The sequence below is a fragment of the Acinetobacter higginsii genome (genome assembly GCF_000369845.1).
Classification (GTDB): domain Bacteria; phylum Pseudomonadota; class Gammaproteobacteria; order Pseudomonadales; family Moraxellaceae; genus Acinetobacter; species Acinetobacter higginsii.
Map to the genome: position 1 here is coordinate 523,312 of NZ_KB850223.1, position 18,538 is coordinate 541,849.

The following is an 18,538-nucleotide window of genomic DNA, read 5'->3' on the forward strand; positions in this document are numbered from 1 at the left end:
TTTTTAACCACCTTAACGTAAAAACAAAAAGGCTTGCAAATAATAATCGCTATTTACTTGTTGAATATAGAGGTTATTTTTATATTAAAAAATTAGCTTTCTATATAGGTGTGACATTAAACAGAGAGCCGACCCAACTAGAAAATGCCATTGCCAAGATGCCCCATAACGTAATACGTATACTGCCTTTTAACATAGAGGTACGGGCGAAGTAACTGGATAAAGCACCTAATAAGGCCAATGAAATAACACCTGTGATGAGGACTGAGCGTGCGACCCACGTGCTTGGACTGAGTAAAATCGCGAGCATGGGGAGGGCCGCACCACAAGAGAAAGACGCTGCTGAGGACAAAGCCGCTTGAACTGGGTTGGCAGCAGTATTTTCATGAATCCCAATTTCATCTCGTGCATGTGCACCGAGAGCATCGTGTTCAGTCAGTTGCTTGGCAACCTCGTGGGCAAGCTCAGGATTCAAACCCCGTGAAATATAAATCTGAGTCAGTTCTTTTAATTCAGCATGTGGGTTTTTTTCTAGTTCTCTAGCCTCAAATCGCAGATCAGATTTTTCAATGTCTTCTTGAGATTTGACCGAAATGTATTCGCCAGCTGCCATTGAGGTAGCACCAGAAATCAGTCCTGCGATACAGGTAATCAATAAGGTATGAGAACTTGCGCCGCTCGCAGCCATACCCATAATTAAACTGGTGACGGAAATAATGCCATCATTGGCACCTAAAACAGCGGCTCTCAGCCAGCCAGAACGTTGTATCACATGCGGTTCTGCATGTTGGGAATAGGACATAATCTTGCTCTTTTAGATTGAGTGAATTTCATTATTTATAAAAGTGAATGTAGCGAATATTTGTAAAATTCTATTGATGATTCATAAACTTAATCTATTATAAAATAACTTATTTTAACGATAGCATAACCATGATTTGGTTATAATATGTGAATAATTTAACACTTTAACTTTAGATTACATTGACTTTTTATTGTCTATATTCTGAGTATTTTTAGTTGAGATCTGCGATGAACAATTCCAAAAATAAGCTGCTGAGTCATACACTATTAATTTTAGGTCTTATCTTACCAGTTCAATATGCATTCAGTGCTGATTCTGATTTTGTCAAAGAAGGGGATGCAGCATATAAACCAGGTAACCCAATTTATGATCGTTGGGACAAGTTTTATAAAATTGAACAAAGCCAGCCAGTAGAAGCTGAGAAAATCTTGCTTGAATTAGGACAAATCACGCCACAAGATATCAAGGTTTGGAAAAGTCTGACTTATTTGCAGATTCGCTTAAATAAACAAAATGATGCTATTCAAAGTGTGCGTAAGGCTGAACAGCTTGCACCCGAAGATGATCAACTGAAATTACAAGAAGCGTATTTGTTGAATCAGCAAAAAAGGAACAAAGAAGCCTTAGTGATTTTTAAGAATTTATCGACCTCATCCGACGCTGAAATTGCTGCAAAAGCGCAGCAAGCAGTGCAAAACCTGAGCGGGGCATCTGTTCCCTCGACGTTTAAAGATGTGTATTTTGCCCCGTCTTATGAGTCACGTTATGACGATTTCATTTTTCCCTTAAAAATGCGTTATGGGAAGAATCTTGATAATGGACGGGCGCAAGTGTATGGCTTTGTGAATCTAAACCGTGACACCAAATCTAAAGGCGGCGTACGTCCAGAAATTATTGATGAGAATGCAGTGACGATTGGTGTAGGAGCGAACTATCAACCGTGGCAATCAATTCCGATCCGTGCTTATTTAGAAGTGGGTGGCAGCTATGATCTGATTGACCGTAATCGGGATAAATTCCGGGAAAGTGTGGTGGGTGGGGTCACTGGCTATCAAGAGTGGTATGCAAACCCAGCGATTGAGCAGCGTACGATTTGGAATGATTATTTTACGGATCTGTATGGCAATGTCGCGAGTTACTCTCGCGAGGACTATAATGTAATTGCTGATTTACGCTTGCGTTCAGGCTTCAATGTATATCGCGGTGAAGTAGGTACCGTACAAGCCTATGGCAAACTGCATACTTTGGCAGATTCTAAAGGCGAAAATTACAATAATTTATTTGAATATGGTGCAGGCGTTGCTTGGCAGCCGTTTAACTATGTTCCAGTAAAACTAAGAGTTGAACGACTGTATGGACATTACTTTAAAGATGCTTTAGCTGATGGCACTGAAAACTATAACAACACACGTACTGAACTGGTTTTTTATAAGAGTTTTTAAGGATTGATCTCTGTGCTACGAGCTCGATACTTTAGCCTATACCACAATGCGACTGCATAAACTGTCATACGGTTCATATAATGTGGACCGTCAAAAATATACACTTTTTGTCCTTCGTAGGCTTTCAGTTGTTGCATGATTTCCCATGGGTAGGCGGAGCGAAACTTTCCGCCTTTCACGGGACGAAAAGCTTCTAATACAATCACAATATTATCCTTACCAAATTCTTTTTGAAGGTCTTCTAGCACGACTCGGGCTTGTTGAGGTGAACGCGTTCCAACGCCAACACCATCTTGGAAGAATACACCTGTATGGCTTGGTAACCAGCTTTTTAACCAGGAATCTAAATGTTCAGGTGCTTGTTCGCCACTATAGATACTGATCCAAAGTGGTTTGGGCAAAGTTCGAATGGCTTTGGCAAGATCATCTACACAAATCCAAGTTGGGTCTGCTTCTACAGGAAAGTAATAACCTTTAAGAGGAATGAACTTGGTATTCTCTATTATTTTTTTAGAATTTTCAGCAAGTTGTAATACATTGGAGCGAGCTAGCTTCTCATCATATTCTCCTGCTAATCCAAGTAAAATATGCTGAGCCCATGCTTTTTGCTGGAGCTGTTTCAGATTAATATTTTTATCCCATTTTTCTAAACCCATGTCATGATCAAACCATGATTTAGATTGCACCACCGACCATTGTGGCACGAAAGTAGAAACACCCAGTAAGTCCCAATTGCCTGACGGTGGCGTTGTAGCCAAGTCAGGTTGCCAGAACATACCTTCAATTTGTGGAGGTTGTACATCTGTTTTGAGATGATGAATACAACCTCCTAAGAATAACAGGGCTGATAAAGCAAGCGTGATTAACGTTGTGGATTTAGTCAGCCTTATTTTTAGCATTTGGTCTTTTTCGCCAGTACCAGAGCAAAATTGCAAGAACCATGATAGCAGAGATTATAACGACCAAGATAAAGAATGATGATTGCTTAACAAGAGGGGCTTTCTGGTTACCGACCATAATCTTTTGTAAAATGAAGACCTGACCACTTTCAGTCACCAATATCTTGCTGGCATTATTGGGGATATTTTGTTGAACCTTTTCCCAAAGCTTGGTGAAGTTTTGAGCGCCTTGCATCGAGTCAGTAATAATATCAAAGCGTTGATCATGGAAACTGACCAAGAAGCCATTCACAGTTGCAGGAGGGTAAAGTGTGCTTTGATGCATTAATACCTGTTGGCGATAGATATTGGGGTTGACCTGTACGTTGAGAAGTTCGGGTTTTGCTGGATCAAGTTTGACTAGATTGAGTGGGATTGGATCATTGGTCATCAGCATTTTTTTAGCCACTTGGCTGACGATCATCGCGATTTCCAAGCTTCCCGCATTGCTATCAATCGCAATGGTTGGATGGGTTGCAAAAGTCATTGATAAGGATGCAACCCCATTTTTGAGTTTATGCGGGAGTTTTACCGTCGATTTTTGTGTATCAATCCAGAGAGAACCTTTTGCGGTTGGTAAACATTGTGAATTTACAATCACCGAATTTTCAAGCTTTAAGTTAAAGGTCGTATTGTTCGAAATAGTTTTGGCAAAATAGTTAAATTGTCGATTTACTGGGTCCGAATCTAAATTGGCTGTTTTCAAACTCCCCGCAAAACCGCCATCAATCCAAGTGGTAATGTTAGAGCCTTCCAATAAACCACTCTGCACACGCAATGCAATTTGACCTTGTAAAATATCCGTTGGCTGCCAAACTGCGGGGAAGTTGAGGAAGAGATTTTTTTCAGCTTGGTTCAAGCGGAAATCACTAATACCTAAATCGGCAAGGGTGTGAATTTGTTTGATTTTAGCCCAGTTTGGTGCTGCAAGCTTATTGGGAAGAAAGGTTGCTGAGGTATTCAGTTGTTGTAAATATTCTGAATTGAGTAAGCCGTTAATTGCAGAGGTCAGTTTTTCTGGTTGGTCATATTGAATTTGTAAGGTTGGAATATCATTGGCAGTGCTAATTTGCACTAAAGTCCCTTTAGGTAACGGACTGGCTGATTTTACAATTTCAATATAAAAGTTGGGTGTCTGCTCCGTTGGTGCGTTTTGTTCATACCATTGGATAGGCGTGACTGAACCCCATGCACTGATCAAACGTCCTAGCATTGAAGCTTCATTGACATTTGCGGGATTATATTTCAAGACTCCAACAAATGGCGTTGGACGGACAACCTGTGGGTTAAATAAAGCATCAGGCAAATCTTTTAAGCGATAAACGGGGCGGTGGCGTGTATATTCAATTTTAGAATTACTTAAATAAGTTACCTGATCGACATCCTCACTACAGAAGGTAGTCCGGTCAGCAGCAGGCGAGGTATTTGGTGAATACTGCTGTAAAATAAAATCTAAACGATGAAAACCGTTTTGAGTTGCAGGAATGTCGAAGCTTAATGTACCGTCGCCATTTAAGGTGTTGTTGTAGATCAGCTTGTCATCAAATTTGACGAGTAAAGTGGTGAAATGCTCTGTGGAGTAATCGCTAGTAAAACGGATGTTCTGCCATTCAGAGCCTTTGCCCACATAAAAGAAGTGCGGTTCAATGGTATATTTATTGGACGTGTTGATGTTGTCAAAGGTCCATGTATTTAATGTATCCGCAGATGTGAATACGGGCAAGGAGAGGACTACACTTGCAAGCATAGCTTTTAAAAATGGATGATGTAAGGTTTTATTTTTCATTTATTTTTTCTCCTTGCTACGCTCAGTTTTATACCACTGTAACGAGTTTCCCTGAATCTTATTTTTAAGCATGTCATAAGCCGCTTTAAACACGATAAATAAGAATACTTGTGAATACGTGACATAAGATAAAACCGCGAAGAAATATAGTTGAGGTTTGGCTCTTTCTAAAGATAGGGTGAACCACATTTGTGCGACATATAAACAGAAGGATAGGCCCCAAAGTAACGTAAATGGACCAGGAACGGTAATCCCTGCAATACCCAATAAGCCTAACGTTAAAGTGATGTGACTCCAGATCAGCGCAGGTACAAATAGCACATAGCACATGATGTTGTTAAAAATTTCGATGCCGATAGGGAATGGTTTTCGAAGTGCGATCGGTAAATATTTACTGGTAACGTAGAAATTCCCTTGCGTCCAGCGTGAGCGTTGTTTTACAAATACACTTAGAGAAGGAGGGTCTTGTTGCCAACCAACCGCGTAGGGTACCCATTTAATCCGTCTTTGCCCGAGGAAAATTCTAAAGCTCATCTCGGTATCATCGACCAAAGATTTTTCATCAAAACCACCTAGCGTTTCTAGAGCATCGCGCCAGATTACGTAATTGGTGCCCATTAAGGTCGACAGTTCAAAACGCTGCCAACGGCCACCTTGGAAAATCCATTGGAAGAAAATAAATTCAATCGCAATAAAACGGGTCAAAATACTGTCACGCCAATTACGGGTACGGACTTTACCGTTTACCGCCACTAATTTTTTATCGGCCAGTAAGGTCTGGGCTAATAGGCGCACACAGTCAGGTTCAGGCGTACTATCGGCATCATAGACCACAATGAGCTCACCGGTAGCATGGGGTAAACCATTGTTCAACGTGCGTGATTTGCCTTTTCCTCCCATCCCTTTCGGTACATTAACAATTTTAATGCAAGGATAAATGGCCGCCATTCTTTCCGCAATTTCTAGCGTATTGTCTTTTGAACCATCATTAATCAGTAGTACTTCATAGGCATGTGCAGGATAATCCTGTTGTGCAATCGCATGTAAAGTGTCTTCGATGACCACACCTTCGTTATAGGCTGGAATCAAGACACTTAATACGGGCCATCGTTCAGGAATAGGCAGATTTTCCAGTTCTTTTGCTGCATTTTTAGAATATTTCCATGCCTGAAAGCTCAACCATGCCCAAAAGGCTTGTGGAATCCAAATGCCTAAAAAGCCAAATAAGAAAAGAATATCAATTGCGGGCATTTATTCTTCTCCTACGAATGATAGAAATAATCAAGATCAGGAGTAATCCGCCGCCAAGTAATAAAGAAATCCAGGAGATAGAACTCCCAAATGTGCTGAGTAAACTCGGATAATGTGCCGAATAGATATAATCCAGTGGAATAACCACTGTACTTAGCCCAATCAAAATATAGCCAAATAAACTGGTTTCAACTCCATCCGTACTGCTGCTAAATTGTGTGCGATTCAGATCCCATGAGATCCCCAGTTTTGGATACTCAATAGTATTTACGGGCATTCCAAGTGGTGGATTAATTACCACTTGATAACCTGAGCTTTGTGCAGGATCGGTAATCGCTTGATAAAAATAGTGCTGATGATGTTGAATTTTTCGCGCTGGAATACGTAATTCATCAGGGAGGTCTGATTGAATAATATAACTACCAGCGGGTTGAGCAATCAGGTTTTCATCCCAACCCGTTTCAATCAATGCCGCTAAGGGACGTAGGCCAATGGCAGTTGAGAAAGTTGCTTTAGCTGCAAAATACTTTGCATGAGCCATTTGATAGAAGGCAACAGGAATAGCACCTTCATTGACGGCTTTTTTAATTTTATAATATTTAACCGCGCTAAAATATTCATTGGGTAAAATCACACCTGGTTTAACGCCTTGTTCAACCAATTGTTTAAAGCTTTCGGAGTCCAACTGATCAGATGTGAACACAGGCCACCATGTCGCAGGCTGAGGAAAGAATTCAGCAACCGTTTGCGGTGTTTGAATTTGAGTACTTAGATCCGTTTTTGCTGCTTCGATCTGACAGTGATAGTACTGCTGATAAAATTGCTGCAAGGTTGTATCTGGGAAATGGCTGGTTGCAACCAGTACACCACAGATATTGAGTAATACTGACATCAGCGCACCTCTCGACTGGAAGGTGCTAAGTATTCAGTATGTTGCTCAATATGCAGTTTGAGTACAGTCAGTTCCTGAAGGTCTTGAATGAAGTGTGGATAGATGTGATGTTCATCAATGCTCGGCTCGTGAATGACAATACTTTTAATTTCACTGAGTTCTTCATTAATGAAATGGTAAATCACACTCTCTCTTTCATTTGAAAGAATCGCCATAATTTTATTCTGGGTTTCTTTCCAGATGTCTTCGCCCAGCATTTCACGAATTAGTACGGTATTATTGATATGAGTGGTAATAATTTTATAGTGATCTTTATGCGTGAGCTGCAATAGCTTTTTTAATTCGCCTTGGAAATGTTTCAATGCAGTGAGCGGCAAAATATCGTGTTGATAATTTCGATCATAACTCTGAATGTCGCGGAAGCTCTTTAGCGCATTTTGAATATTATGACGTATCGCACTTAAAAAGATCGGTGTAATTGGTAGCACAAACAATAATAGCAGTTGACGTTCGACATAAGTTTGATTGGCGAGGTCAAGGAAAAAATAGACAGCAACACCAACAAATGTGACGAGCCCGAGAACTAAGGCCATACCAACATTTAAAAAAGCCCCTGAAATTAACAAAATAAGTAAAAACACCCAGCTTCCGCGATAACTTGCTGGCAGCCACTCGTACGCAACGATGCCCATAAAAATTTGAGCTGAGATAATCCACAAGACGAGTGCTGGAGCCGGATTTTTTTGCATAATAATTTTAGTTTTAATAAATGTCTTTTGTGAAGAAGTTAGCATTATTTTACAGTTCTGACGACAGTTTTTCTGTTGTTAGCTTTGTAAAATAATTTTATAAACAGTAACATACAGTATAGTCTGTATTTCAAAATAATAAAAAGTATCCTATTTTAGAAGTTTATTTAACTTATGTAAGCTCTGTTAATGTGATTTGAATGCATCGATTGCACGTAGTCGACTGGCCTTTAAATCCACTATCGGCTTAGGATAATCCAGTATTAAAGCCTGATTTTTTGCATAAGGTTCATGAATCATTTTGTTATCAAGATGGGCAAGTTCTGGAATCCATTGACGGATATATTCGCCTTCAGGATCAAACTTTTGTGATTGCGTCGTTGGATTAAACACACGGAAATAAGGAACAGCATCCGTGCCTGTCGAAGCACACCATTGCCATCCCCCATTATTGGCAGCCAAGTCACCATCAATCAGGTGCTGCATAAACCATTGTTCACCTTTACGCCAGTCGATGAGGAGGTTTTTGCTTAAGAACATGGCGCAGATCATACGGACTCGATTATGCATCCAACCCGTGGCTAACATTTGCCGCATACCTGCATCAATAATTGGAATCCCTGTTTGTCCTTGTTGCCATTTTTCTAAAGCAATAGGATCATCTCGCCAGTTGATCTTTTGGGTCTGGGATTGAAAGGGCTGATGTTTGGAGACATTGGGAAAATCAAACAAGATATGTTGGTAGAACTCACGCCAAAGTAATTCATCTAACCATGTTTGTTGGCCTTCAGATTGAATCTCAAAATGACCGTGTTGCTGTCTAAACAGGGCTTGCAGGCATTGCCGAATCGAAATAATCCCAATATTTAAATAGGCTGATAACTGACTGGTGCCTGAAACAGCCGGTAAATCACGTGCAGTTTTATAAGCTGCTAAGTGCTCATCAATAAATTGATCTAAGAGTATGAGTGTATGTGCTTCTCCAACTTGCCATTTGCTAAAGTTGGTATCTTGGATTTGTTTTATATAGTCGCGTTGTAATGTTTGGATGTCATCTTGTTGAAAGGCGGATATATCCAGAGACAGCGGTTGCTGCTCCGTTGGGGAGGGATAACATTGGGGTAAACCGTGCTGTAAACGTTGATAGCAGGTTTTCTTAAATGCACCAAAAACCTGATAGGGTGAGTTAGATTGATTGCGGATAGAGGCCACTGGAAATAGAGTTCGATCATGGAAAAGGATCAATTCTTTTTTATATTGATTGATTTGATGCTGTACAGTCTGATCTCGTTTGAGTTCATTGATCCCAAGTTCGATATTGGCATATATATTTTCAATATTAAGTTTTTGCATTAAACGTGAGAAAAAATCAGGGATATCTTTCCAAAATGGAATTGTTTGAACCAGCAGGGGAATATTCAGGTCTGCAAGTTGCTGTTTGAGTTGTTGTAATTGACGTAGATAAAATTCGATTTTAATCGCTGCATCGTCATGTTGCTGCCACTGCGCAGGGGACAAAATGATAAGTGCAATTGTAGGGCCTGCCTGAGTCGCATGCCAAAGTGCTGCATGATCATGGATTCTTAAATCTTGGCGAAACCAAATCAGTTGATAGGTCTGAGACATAGCTGTGGATTGTAATCGAAAGTTGAATAACGTTAAGCGATTTTTCGATTTTGGAAAAGTGCTTGGCAATAAAAAAGCAAAGCCGAAGCTTTGCTTTTTCCATCTAATTCAAAAATGAATTAGTGGTGGTGACCACCTGCACCGTGAACGTGACCATGATCTAATTCTTCTTGAGAAGCATCACGGATTTCAACGATTTCTACTTCAAAAGTAAGATCTTGGCCAGCAAGTGGGAAGTTCGCATCAACGATGATGTTGTCGCCTTCAATCGCTTTAACAGTTACGATTTGAACGCCATCATCAGTTTGAGCTTGGAATTGCATACCAGGTTGGATGTTGTCCACACCTTGGAACATTTGAGCTGGAACTTCTTGAACGAGGTCTGGGTTATATTCGCCATAACCTTCAGCAGCTGGAACGTTTACAGTGAATTTTTCGCCTACAGTTTTACCTGTAAGTGCATTTTCTAAACCAGGAATGATGTTGCCTGCGCCGTGCAAATATGCAAGTGGTTCACCTTGAGATTGATCAAGTGTTTCACCCTCAGCGTTTGTTAAAGTGTAGTGGAATGAAACCACGTGGTTAAGTGCAATAGCAGTCATGTTTTGAATCCATGTCATCAATAGTTTTAGCTGTATATCATAAAGTGAAAAATAGATTTTGTTGACTATTTTCCACTTTTTGAAACGATTTAGTTAAATATTGAGACGAAATATCAAATTTCAACTCAATACAGCTTAATTTTTGGACGTACACGACGCGTTAGAAAATCCTTCATGGTCAGCATACCTGCTTGGGTATAGCCATGAATATTGGCTTGATGCAATCGGTATAACGATACATACATGGTTTTTGCAATAAAGCCCTGTACGCTGACATCGCCTAACAACTCGCCTACAGCTTGATTATGGCTTAATGACACCAGAGATCCTTTCTCATTAAAGCTAAACATTGGTTGCGGAGAACCCGACAAACGTGCGGCCATTGCATCGACCAAGAATGTTGCTTGCTGACTTGCCACTTGCGCACGTGGGCCTAATGGCGGTTGACGCGCATCTAATTGACAGTTGGCGCAATCACCAAAGGCAAATACATTTGGGTCAGAATAAGTCTGTAGTGTTGCATACACCATTAAACGATTAATCTTGTCACGTTTAAAATCAGTAAATGATTCTAGAACTTTCGGTGCTTTGACGCCTGCTGCCCAAACCGTAATATCGGAGTGCAAGACACTGCCATTACTAAAATAGACATTTGATTCATCGACTTTTTGCACTTTATGTTGGGTCAGAATTTCAATACCCATTTTTTTCAGTTGCTTGGCACTGTGTGCAGCCGTTTTTTCAGTCAGTGCAGGGAGAATGCGATCAGAGGCTTCAATTAGGGTAATCTTAACCTGCTTTGGATCAATTTTCTTTAAACCATATCGATAAAAGTTTTTCGTGGTTTCAATTAGTTCCGCTGCAAGTTCAACCCCCGTTGCACCTGCACCAACAATGCCAATATTTAAAGCACGTTCAGTTGGTTGGTTTTGTGCTTCGATATATAGATGAAACAAATCTTGTTGGAAGATATCAGCCTGTTTTCGACTATCTAAGAAGTGGCAATGTTCACGCACACCTTCGGTACCGAAGTCATTGGATACAGAACCAACTGCAAGTATCAGCGTATCGTAACTGAGACTTTGAGTCAGGGGAGTATGTTCTTTAGAAAGCTGTGGGGGAGAAAGTGTAATTTGTTTTTGATCTTTATTGACATCGATTAAGGTTCCAAGCACGAACTCAAAATGATGTTTTTCTGCGTGAGCAAAATAATTGGTTTGTTCTTCGTGAGGATTAAGTGAACCTGCTGCGATTTCGTGAAGGAGAGGTTTCCATATGTGAGTGAGGTTTTGGTCAACTAGGGTAATTCGGGCTTTCTTGCGTCGACCAAAACGTTCTCCTAGTTGTGTCGCAAGCTCTAAACCACCTGCGCCACCGCCTACAATCACGATATGATGTAAGGTTTTACTCATGATTAACCTAATTTTTTTTGTGAAAGGATGGCAGGATTATGCCATCCTTTTTTTTATATTGTATTGGTAATCTTGATAGAAATAGTAGGTTTTTTTTAACCTTGGTTTAAAGGGTAAAGTTTTGGGTTTTTAGTGTCATTTGTTGAGAAAAAACTGAACAAATTCGAAAACCAGATCATAATTTTCTGAAAAATATTGGCTTCTTCAATCTGTACATCATTCTCAATTTGTAAGCTACGTATCAATTGATTGTTTTGATAAATCGATACCGTTGCCAAGTTCATGACTTGAGTCAAAGGGGCAGTTAAATGCTGTTCATTGAGCTCAATATTGATATGTGTATTGGTGGTTTGAAGCGGTTCAACGGTCGTGACTTGCTGGTTGGCATCTGTCAAATGAATACGTTGGGTGAGTAAGTCAAAAGTGTTTAAATCAATGGGTGCGGTTTGACCATATAAAGAAGTGGTCACAATGGTCGGTTGCTGTGTTTCAACTTTAAATATCTTCAAAGTTGATTTAATCACAGGCAATTCGGCAATCAACCTTTGCTTTGGAATTATTTCTTCATCGCGGGTATAGGTATAGGCCAAGTTCATTAACTTATGTGCCACTTCAGCACGTTTTACTGCGCTAGGTGTACCTAATACCACAACAATCAAACGACGTTTTTCAACTTGTGGATTAAAGGTCGGACGCTCAGCAGTGAGGGCTAAGTTGTAACCCGCCGCTTTGGTAAAACCTGTTTTTAAGCCATCTGCAGTTGGATCCATTTTCAAAGCAAGATTGGTTGCATGATGGAAGCGTTGGTTATAACTAAAACTTGGCATTTTTGAATAATATAAATATTCAGGTGTTTGTTTCACAATCGCTTTTGCAAGTAGGCTTAAATCCGCCGCTGTTGAATAATGATCGGTCATGGTAATCCCAGCAGGATTGCTGAAATGTGTATCTTTCATGCCCAATGCTTGTGCTTCTTGATTCATACGAGCAACGAACTGCGGCACACTGCCTGAAATTTTTTCAGCAAGGGTGACTGCTGCATCATTGGCAGACATCACAATTAAACCTGCCAAAAGCTGATCCACCGAAATCTGTTCGCCAGCTTTCAGGTACATCTGTGACTCATCCCACATCACTGTACTGACCACAGGTGTAGCCGTCAGCACTTCTTCTTTACGTAATTTACCCGCTTCGATCTCTTTTAATGCGATATAGGCAACCATCATTTTGGTTAAAGACGCTGGCGCACGTTGAACGTGGCTATTATGTTCAGCGATGATTTGCCCTGATTGAGCATCAATCACCGACCATGCTTGTGCTTCAACTGTTTCAGGGGCGATGTTCAGTAAATTTGCATGTGCAAGGTTTGCACAGACGAGACTAAACAACGTAAAGAGGGAGAGGAGAAATTTCACGTGAATACCTTGTATTGCCGATCCGATGGCCCAGAATGCGAGACAAGAATGCTATGACTTTTTTGTTGAAGAATCTAGGGGCTATTGACAATTTATATATGAATTGCGTTGTAGGCTAAAAAATCATCAGGCAAGGCATGAAACGCAGGGAATGGCTATTCCCTTGCCAAGTTTCATAACGAAGTATGAGGATATTTTAGCCACAACCCTTTGGGACAGGAACATTTTTTGTCGCTACTACGTTATGCCTTGTTCATTTAGAATGACTAAATTTCACAAGACATGCCTTGTATCGCCTAAAAAATCTCCACTGTCGCAACCATAGATAAAGTGACAATAGCCCCTAAACTTTTGCTGACAATTACGACATCTACGCATGACTTTGTAAAAAAATGCTAAGCTGTGTGAAATTGTTCCTATTTTCATGATTAAAAATTATGTTGCACTACCAAATTGAGTTCGACGATTATCGCCAGCACCTGATTCATGTCACACTTCGTTTTCTTGCAAATCCCAATCAAGAACTTTGGCTACCGACTTGGATTCCTGGTAGTTATTTGATTCGAGAATTCTCAAAACATATTGAATCGGTTAAAGCGTCTGATGAAGCAGGGCGTTTGTTAAGCATTAAAAAAACAGAAAAAAATCGTTGGCGTTTATTCAATACCGATCACGAACTGATTACGGTTGAATACGATGTCTATGCCTATGATTTGTCTGTACGTGGCGCCTATGTCGATCAAACACGATTATATGTTAATCCTGCATGTGTTTGTTTAGGGCTGATAGATCAAGAACAAGCAGCATGTGAGCTTGAACTATTCTTACCTGATGAATTAAAACATTTTCAAATCGCAACAGGTTTGCCATCAAAAAGCTTGGTAAAGGGGCGTTTCACCTTAAAAGCGGAAAATTATGATCAACTGATTGATAGCCCATTTGAGTTGGCAGATCAAAGCCGTTTTAGTTTTGAAGCCAACGGTATTCCACATGAGTTTGTAATCTCAGGGAAGCACACGACCAATTTGTCGCGTTTAGAGGCAGACATTCAAAAGATCTGCCAGACTGAAATCAACATGTTTGGTTCAGCACCATTCCAAAACTATACCTTTATGACCATGGCCACAGGCAATAGTTATGGTGGTTTGGAGCACTGCAACAGTACCAGCTTAATTACACCACGTGATGATTTACCGAAGGAAGATGAAACAGAAGAACCTTCTAAAGATTATCAACGCTTCTTAGGTCTTTGCAGCCATGAGTATTTTCATTCATGGTTAGTGAAATTTATTCGTCCTGAAAATTTTGCCAATTATGATTTGCATAAAGAAGCCTATACCAGCTTACTTTGGATTTTTGAAGGTTTTACGTCTTATTACGATGATTTGATTTTATTGCGTAGTGGTGTGATTTCGCAGAAGTCTTATCTAGAATTACTGAAAGCGCAAATTGATCGTTACTTACAAAATCCAGGACGCTTGATTCAATCGGTTTCCGAGTCGAGTTTTGATGCATGGATTAAGTTCTACCGTCAGGATGAAAACTCAAATAATGCAGGGACTAGCTACTATAACAAAGGGAGTTTGGTGGCGCTTTGCCTAGACTTAGGCTTACGCTTACGTGGCTCCAACTTAGATGCCTTGATGCGCCGTTTGTATGAAAATACCCAAAATGGCATTCAGGTTAATGATCGGACTATTTTTGAATTATGTAATGAATTGACAGGTGATAACTGGATCGAGCAAATCAATCATTTGATTAACACCACGGATGAGTTACCACTTGATCAACTATTTCCTGAATTTGGTTTAAGTTATAGTATTAAGGATGATAAGGCTTTACCTTTTGGCTTAAAAGTGGCTGATAAAGCGGAAGGTGTGGTGGTACAGCAAGTGCGTCGAGAGAGTGCTGCAGCTCAAGCGGGCTTGTCGGCAAATGATGTCATTATCGCGATTGATGGTATCAAAGCATCAGAAAAACTTTTAGCGAAATATGCGAAACAAAAAGGTCGCTTTGCAGTTTATGCATTCCGTCGCGATGAGTTATTACAACTGGAACTACAAGCGGGTGAAAACTCACTCACAACAGTTGAACTTAAAGTTGAAGACCAACAAAAAGTTGACCGCTGGTTGAAGGGTTAGAACTTGATAAAAAGGACGCTATGAGCGTCCTTTTTATTAGCTGCCACGATAGGTCGAATAACCATAGGGGCTGAGCAGTAATGGAATGTGATAGTGCGGTAAGGTTCCATCAACTTCAAAAATAACAGGAATTTCAGGGAAAAAACTGCTTTGCTTTTGCGCTTTATACCAGTCACCTGTTTTAAAAGTTACTTTATAAATACCTGACTTTAATTGTTGTTGCGCCGGATAAAGCGCAGGAATTCGTCCATTCTGATCAGTTTTGGCCTGATTGATTTCTATCCATTGATTTTTTTGTTGTGCTTCGAGAACAACGGTGACATCAGCAGCAGGTAGACCATTTTGCTGATTGAGAACATGCACACTCAATGGGTTTGTTGCTGCGAATAAGCTGCTTGAAGCTGATAGTGCGGCGATGGCGAATAGATTTTTATACATAGCAAAATTCCACCTTTCTTGATCAATTTTTCCGTATGTATTGCCGTCAGTTGTTGTGAGGGCAATGCATAGGCATGGGATAGGAGTGAAAAAAGGCACTGCTGATCAGTGCCTTTAAAATTTAGAATGAGTATCTGGCACCGAGATAGAACTCGTTTGAGTATAGATGTGCTTTCATTTGCTCATCTTGCAAACTACGCGCATTGGCAAAGTTGTTTAACCCGCTATCGGCTTTACCCAAGTCTACATAACGGTAGCCCAAATCAAGGTTAAGATTATCAATTGCTTTATAACTAGCACCTGCACCTATGCTATACACCAGTTGAGTTTCGGTATTTGAAAGATATTGGCGAGAGGTATTACCTTGCCAGCCTGAAGATTCCGTACGTGCAACACCTAATCCAAGATTGCCGTATACAGCGACATTTTGCATGATTTCAAAATCACGATAAGCATTCAACATTAAACGTTGTGTATCGACTTTATGATGATTGAGGCTGCTTGGAAATTTACTCGAACCACTGGTAAATTCAGCATTATTTTTAAAGCTATATTCACCTTCAGTACGCCAACCATTGCCAAAGTCATAGCCGAAACCTAGTGAGGTATTGGTTAAATCTTTTTTATCTTTACCCGCGATAAATTGACCAATCCCTGGGCGTAAGCTGGTTTCCATATTGTCGGCTTGGAGCTTAGCAGCGGCAACTTTTGCAGAGATATAATAACCTGCATCATTTACGTCCTGAGCATAACTTAGGGATACAACAGTTAGTAAAACAGATGAAACTGCGAAACGGGTGAGTAGCTTGTCCATATTCAATTTTCCAAAATCAGTAGAGGAATGTTTGGTGATAAAAATCTTTATTTCCTCAGAACATGGTAGGAAGAAAAAAATCTTGGCGTGATGACAATTGGATTACCGATTTGTAATCTTGGCAATGAATAAACAAGGTTAAGATGTGGGATGCATATTTTAATTGTCGAAGATGAATCTAAAATCGCGCAGTTTTTAGCGAAAGGATTAAATGAATCAGGTTATACCTGTGCTATTGCAAAAGATGGCATAGAGGCATTGTCACGTTTGCAACAAGACCTCTTTGATTTACTGATTTTGGATGTGATGTTGCCACAATTGGACGGTTGGCAAGTTTTGCAAACATTACGCACTTTTTCGAAAATGCCAGTTTTAATGCTAACTGCAAAAGATCATGTTCTAGATCGAGTAAAAGGTTTGGAGCTTGGGGCCGATGATTATTTAATTAAACCATTTTCTTATGTGGAACTATTGGCAAGAATCAAAAGCCTGTTACGCCGTGTACCGAATGTAGAAAAAGAAATTTATCAAATTTCAAACTTAAGCTTAAACCGACTCAGTCGGGAAGTGTATCGTGCTGATACTAAAATTGATTTAACTGCCAAAGAGTTTGTGTTGTTACAGTTGTTGATTCAACATCGTGGTGAAGTACTCACACGAACGCAAATTGCCTCAATGGTTTGGAATATTAATTTTGATACGGATACCAATGTGGTGGATGTTGCGATACGCCGATTAAGGGCAAAGATTGATGATCATTTTGTTCCCAAGTTAATTTATACCGTCAGGGGCATGGGTTATAAGGTTGATTTAAAAGATGGCAATAATGAATAGACTGTCATTGGCTTCCCGCTTAAGTATTGCCTTTAGCTTAATTTCCTGCGTCGTTTTTATCAGTATTGGCGGTTTGTCTTATCAAAATTTTCGTGAAATGGTCTATACCCAGCAAGATAAGGCCTTGGCTGCTCGGATCAAACGAATGGAAGTTTTTTTGACCGATGCACATACTGTTCAGATATTGGGGAAATATCCTAAGCTTTATGAAAATATGGTGGGGCATGAGGACAGTATTTTTATTGTCAAAGAATCAGCACGGGATATCATTCGGATTAATCCATTACAGATCAAAATCCCTGAACTGAATTATTCTAATAAAATTCAGTATCGCAATAATACAGTTGAGCGTCCGAGTACACGCTTTGCATTTCAATCCATCCAATATGGTCATAAGCAGTATCAATTGATTGCAGGACAACAATGGGATGGGGCGAACCAGATCCTGAGTCAATATTTTTGGAAAGTCTTGTTTTATAGCGGGCTAGGTATTCTATTGTCCAGTCTTCTGGGATTTATGGTGGGACATTATTTATTCCGTTCCATGCGTACTTTAATTGCCGAGACCAGTAAAATTAATGTGCAAAAACTGAATCATCGTATTGAAGTTGAATCCACCAATATTGAAGTTCAGCAACTGAGTCAGGCGATGAATGAAATGCTGGATAAAATTCAGCAGGATTATCAGAAACTGGCGCAATTTTCAGAAGATATTGCACATGAACTGAGAACACCACTGAATAATTTAATGGGACAAACTCAGATTCTATTGTCACAACCCCGTAAAACAGAAGAATTAGAAAATTTATTATATTCGCATTTGGAAGAGTATGAACGACTCACCAAAATGATCGAAAGCATGCTGTTTATTGCACGTTCTGAACATGATGAACAGGTGCTTGAGAAAAAGTCAGTCAATGTCAAACAGCTGATGAGGAATGTTATTGATTATTTTGATTGTTTGATTGAAGAACATCAGATGACGCTCCAACTGGATGTCATGGATGATTTCAATATCATGGCGAATGAGGCATTAATCCAGCGTGCGATTGCGAATTTAATCAGTAATGCCATTTTACATGGGCGAGCGCATGGTGTGATTGCAGTAGCGGTAAAGCAACGTGATTTAAACTGTGTCATGACGATTGTGACAGAAGGCGTTTTTATTGATGAAAAGCATTTACCTTACTTATTCGACCGGTTTTATCAGGTCGATGAAAGTCGACATCAAAAAGCACAAACAGGTGGTCTGGGTTTGGCTATTGTGAGTTCAATTATGCAGTTACATACTGGTTCAACTGAGGTCGAAAATCGATTTGAAGGGGTGGCGTTTAAATTGATCTTACCACTAAAGAATTAACGTAATCTTCATCAAGCTCTGTCAAAATAGGGC

At 40.0% G+C, this 18,538-nt stretch carries 16 protein-coding genes; 4 read left to right on the forward strand and 12 right to left on the reverse strand.

The window, feature by feature from the left end; genetic code table 11:
• Positions 1-100: 100 nt before the first annotated feature.
• A complete protein-coding gene (locus tag F885_RS00410; RefSeq protein WP_005322975.1) occupies positions 101-802 on the reverse strand; it encodes a VIT1/CCC1 transporter family protein in 702 nt (233 codons plus the stop codon).
• A gap of 230 nt (positions 803-1,032) precedes the next feature.
• Between F885_RS00410 and F885_RS00405 the strand changes: the two genes are divergently transcribed.
• A complete protein-coding gene (locus F885_RS00405; RefSeq protein WP_005322977.1) occupies positions 1,033-2,247 on the forward strand; it encodes a tetratricopeptide repeat protein in 1,215 nt (404 codons plus the stop codon).
• Here the strand turns inward: F885_RS00405 and F885_RS00400 are convergent.
• The 9 genes from F885_RS00400 to F885_RS00360 form a co-directional block, all read right to left on the reverse strand.
• On the reverse strand, positions 2,244-3,146 hold the full coding sequence (locus tag F885_RS00400) for an alpha-amylase family protein (protein ID WP_005322979.1): 903 nt from the start codon (positions 3,144-3,146) through the stop codon (positions 2,244-2,246). The genes F885_RS00405 and F885_RS00400 overlap by 4 nt on opposite strands.
• Positions 3,124-4,971: a hypothetical protein gene (locus tag F885_RS00395; RefSeq protein ID WP_005322980.1), complete on the reverse strand. Its 1,848-nt coding sequence runs from the start codon at positions 4,969-4,971 to the stop codon at positions 3,124-3,126. Before F885_RS00395 ends, F885_RS00400 begins: the two co-directional genes overlap by 23 nt.
• Positions 4,972-6,222 (reverse strand): glycosyltransferase family 2 protein, encoded by a 1,251-nt coding sequence (locus F885_RS00390; RefSeq protein WP_004801394.1) that lies wholly within the window; start codon positions 6,220-6,222, stop codon positions 4,972-4,974.
• A complete protein-coding gene (locus tag F885_RS00385) occupies positions 6,209-7,114 on the reverse strand; it encodes a hypothetical protein (RefSeq protein ID WP_005202266.1) in 906 nt (301 codons plus the stop codon). The genes F885_RS00390 and F885_RS00385 overlap by 14 nt, the downstream gene beginning before the upstream one ends.
• Positions 7,114-7,863, reverse strand: coding sequence for a hypothetical protein (locus tag F885_RS00380; protein ID WP_032859887.1), 750 nt, complete (start codon positions 7,861-7,863; stop codon positions 7,114-7,116). Before F885_RS00380 ends, F885_RS00385 begins: the two co-directional genes overlap by 1 nt.
• A 186-nt stretch (positions 7,864-8,049) precedes the next feature.
• Positions 8,050-9,489 carry a cryptochrome/photolyase family protein gene (locus F885_RS00375; RefSeq protein ID WP_005322982.1) on the reverse strand — a complete coding sequence of 480 codons (1,440 nt, stop codon included), beginning with the start codon at positions 9,487-9,489 and terminating at the stop codon, positions 8,050-8,052.
• A 119-nt stretch (positions 9,490-9,608) separates the two neighbouring features.
• Entirely contained in the window at positions 9,609-10,091 is a 483-nt protein-coding gene (locus F885_RS00370; RefSeq protein WP_004801387.1) for an FKBP-type peptidyl-prolyl cis-trans isomerase, read from the reverse strand.
• Positions 10,092-10,216: 125 nt separating this feature from the next.
• Positions 10,217-11,503 carry an NAD(P)/FAD-dependent oxidoreductase gene (locus tag F885_RS00365; RefSeq protein WP_005322983.1) on the reverse strand — a complete coding sequence of 429 codons (1,287 nt, stop codon included), beginning with the start codon at positions 11,501-11,503 and terminating at the stop codon, positions 10,217-10,219.
• 95 nt (positions 11,504-11,598) lie between these two features.
• Positions 11,599-12,918 (reverse strand): D-alanyl-D-alanine carboxypeptidase PBP6B, encoded by a 1,320-nt coding sequence (locus F885_RS00360; RefSeq protein ID WP_004801383.1) that lies wholly within the window; start codon positions 12,916-12,918, stop codon positions 11,599-11,601.
• Positions 12,919-13,355: 437 nt separating this feature from the next.
• On the opposite strand from F885_RS00360, the gene F885_RS00355 reads away from it, so the two are divergent.
• The gene (locus F885_RS00355; RefSeq protein ID WP_005322984.1) at positions 13,356-15,059 is read left to right on the forward strand and encodes a M61 family metallopeptidase; all 1,704 of its coding nucleotides are present in this window, start codon (positions 13,356-13,358) and stop codon (positions 15,057-15,059) included.
• Between the two features lie 36 nt (positions 15,060-15,095).
• On the opposite strand, the gene uraH is transcribed toward F885_RS00355, so the two are convergent.
• Positions 15,096-15,497 carry a hydroxyisourate hydrolase gene (gene uraH, locus F885_RS00350; protein ID WP_005322985.1) on the reverse strand — a complete coding sequence of 134 codons (402 nt, stop codon included), beginning with the start codon at positions 15,495-15,497 and terminating at the stop codon, positions 15,096-15,098.
• A 121-nt stretch (positions 15,498-15,618) separates the two neighbouring features.
• Complete coding sequence (locus F885_RS00345) at positions 15,619-16,311, reverse strand: outer membrane protein (protein WP_005322986.1); 693 nt, start codon at positions 16,309-16,311, stop codon at positions 15,619-15,621.
• Positions 16,312-16,461: 150 nt separating this feature from the next.
• On the opposite strand from F885_RS00345, the gene F885_RS00340 reads away from it, so the two are divergent.
• Complete coding sequence (locus F885_RS00340; protein ID WP_005322987.1) at positions 16,462-17,145, forward strand: heavy metal response regulator transcription factor; 684 nt, start codon at positions 16,462-16,464, stop codon at positions 17,143-17,145.
• Positions 17,129-18,505 (forward strand): heavy metal sensor histidine kinase, encoded by a 1,377-nt coding sequence (locus tag F885_RS00335; protein WP_005322988.1) that lies wholly within the window; start codon positions 17,129-17,131, stop codon positions 18,503-18,505. The genes F885_RS00340 and F885_RS00335 overlap by 17 nt, the downstream gene beginning before the upstream one ends.
• Positions 18,506-18,538: the final 33 nt, after the last annotated feature.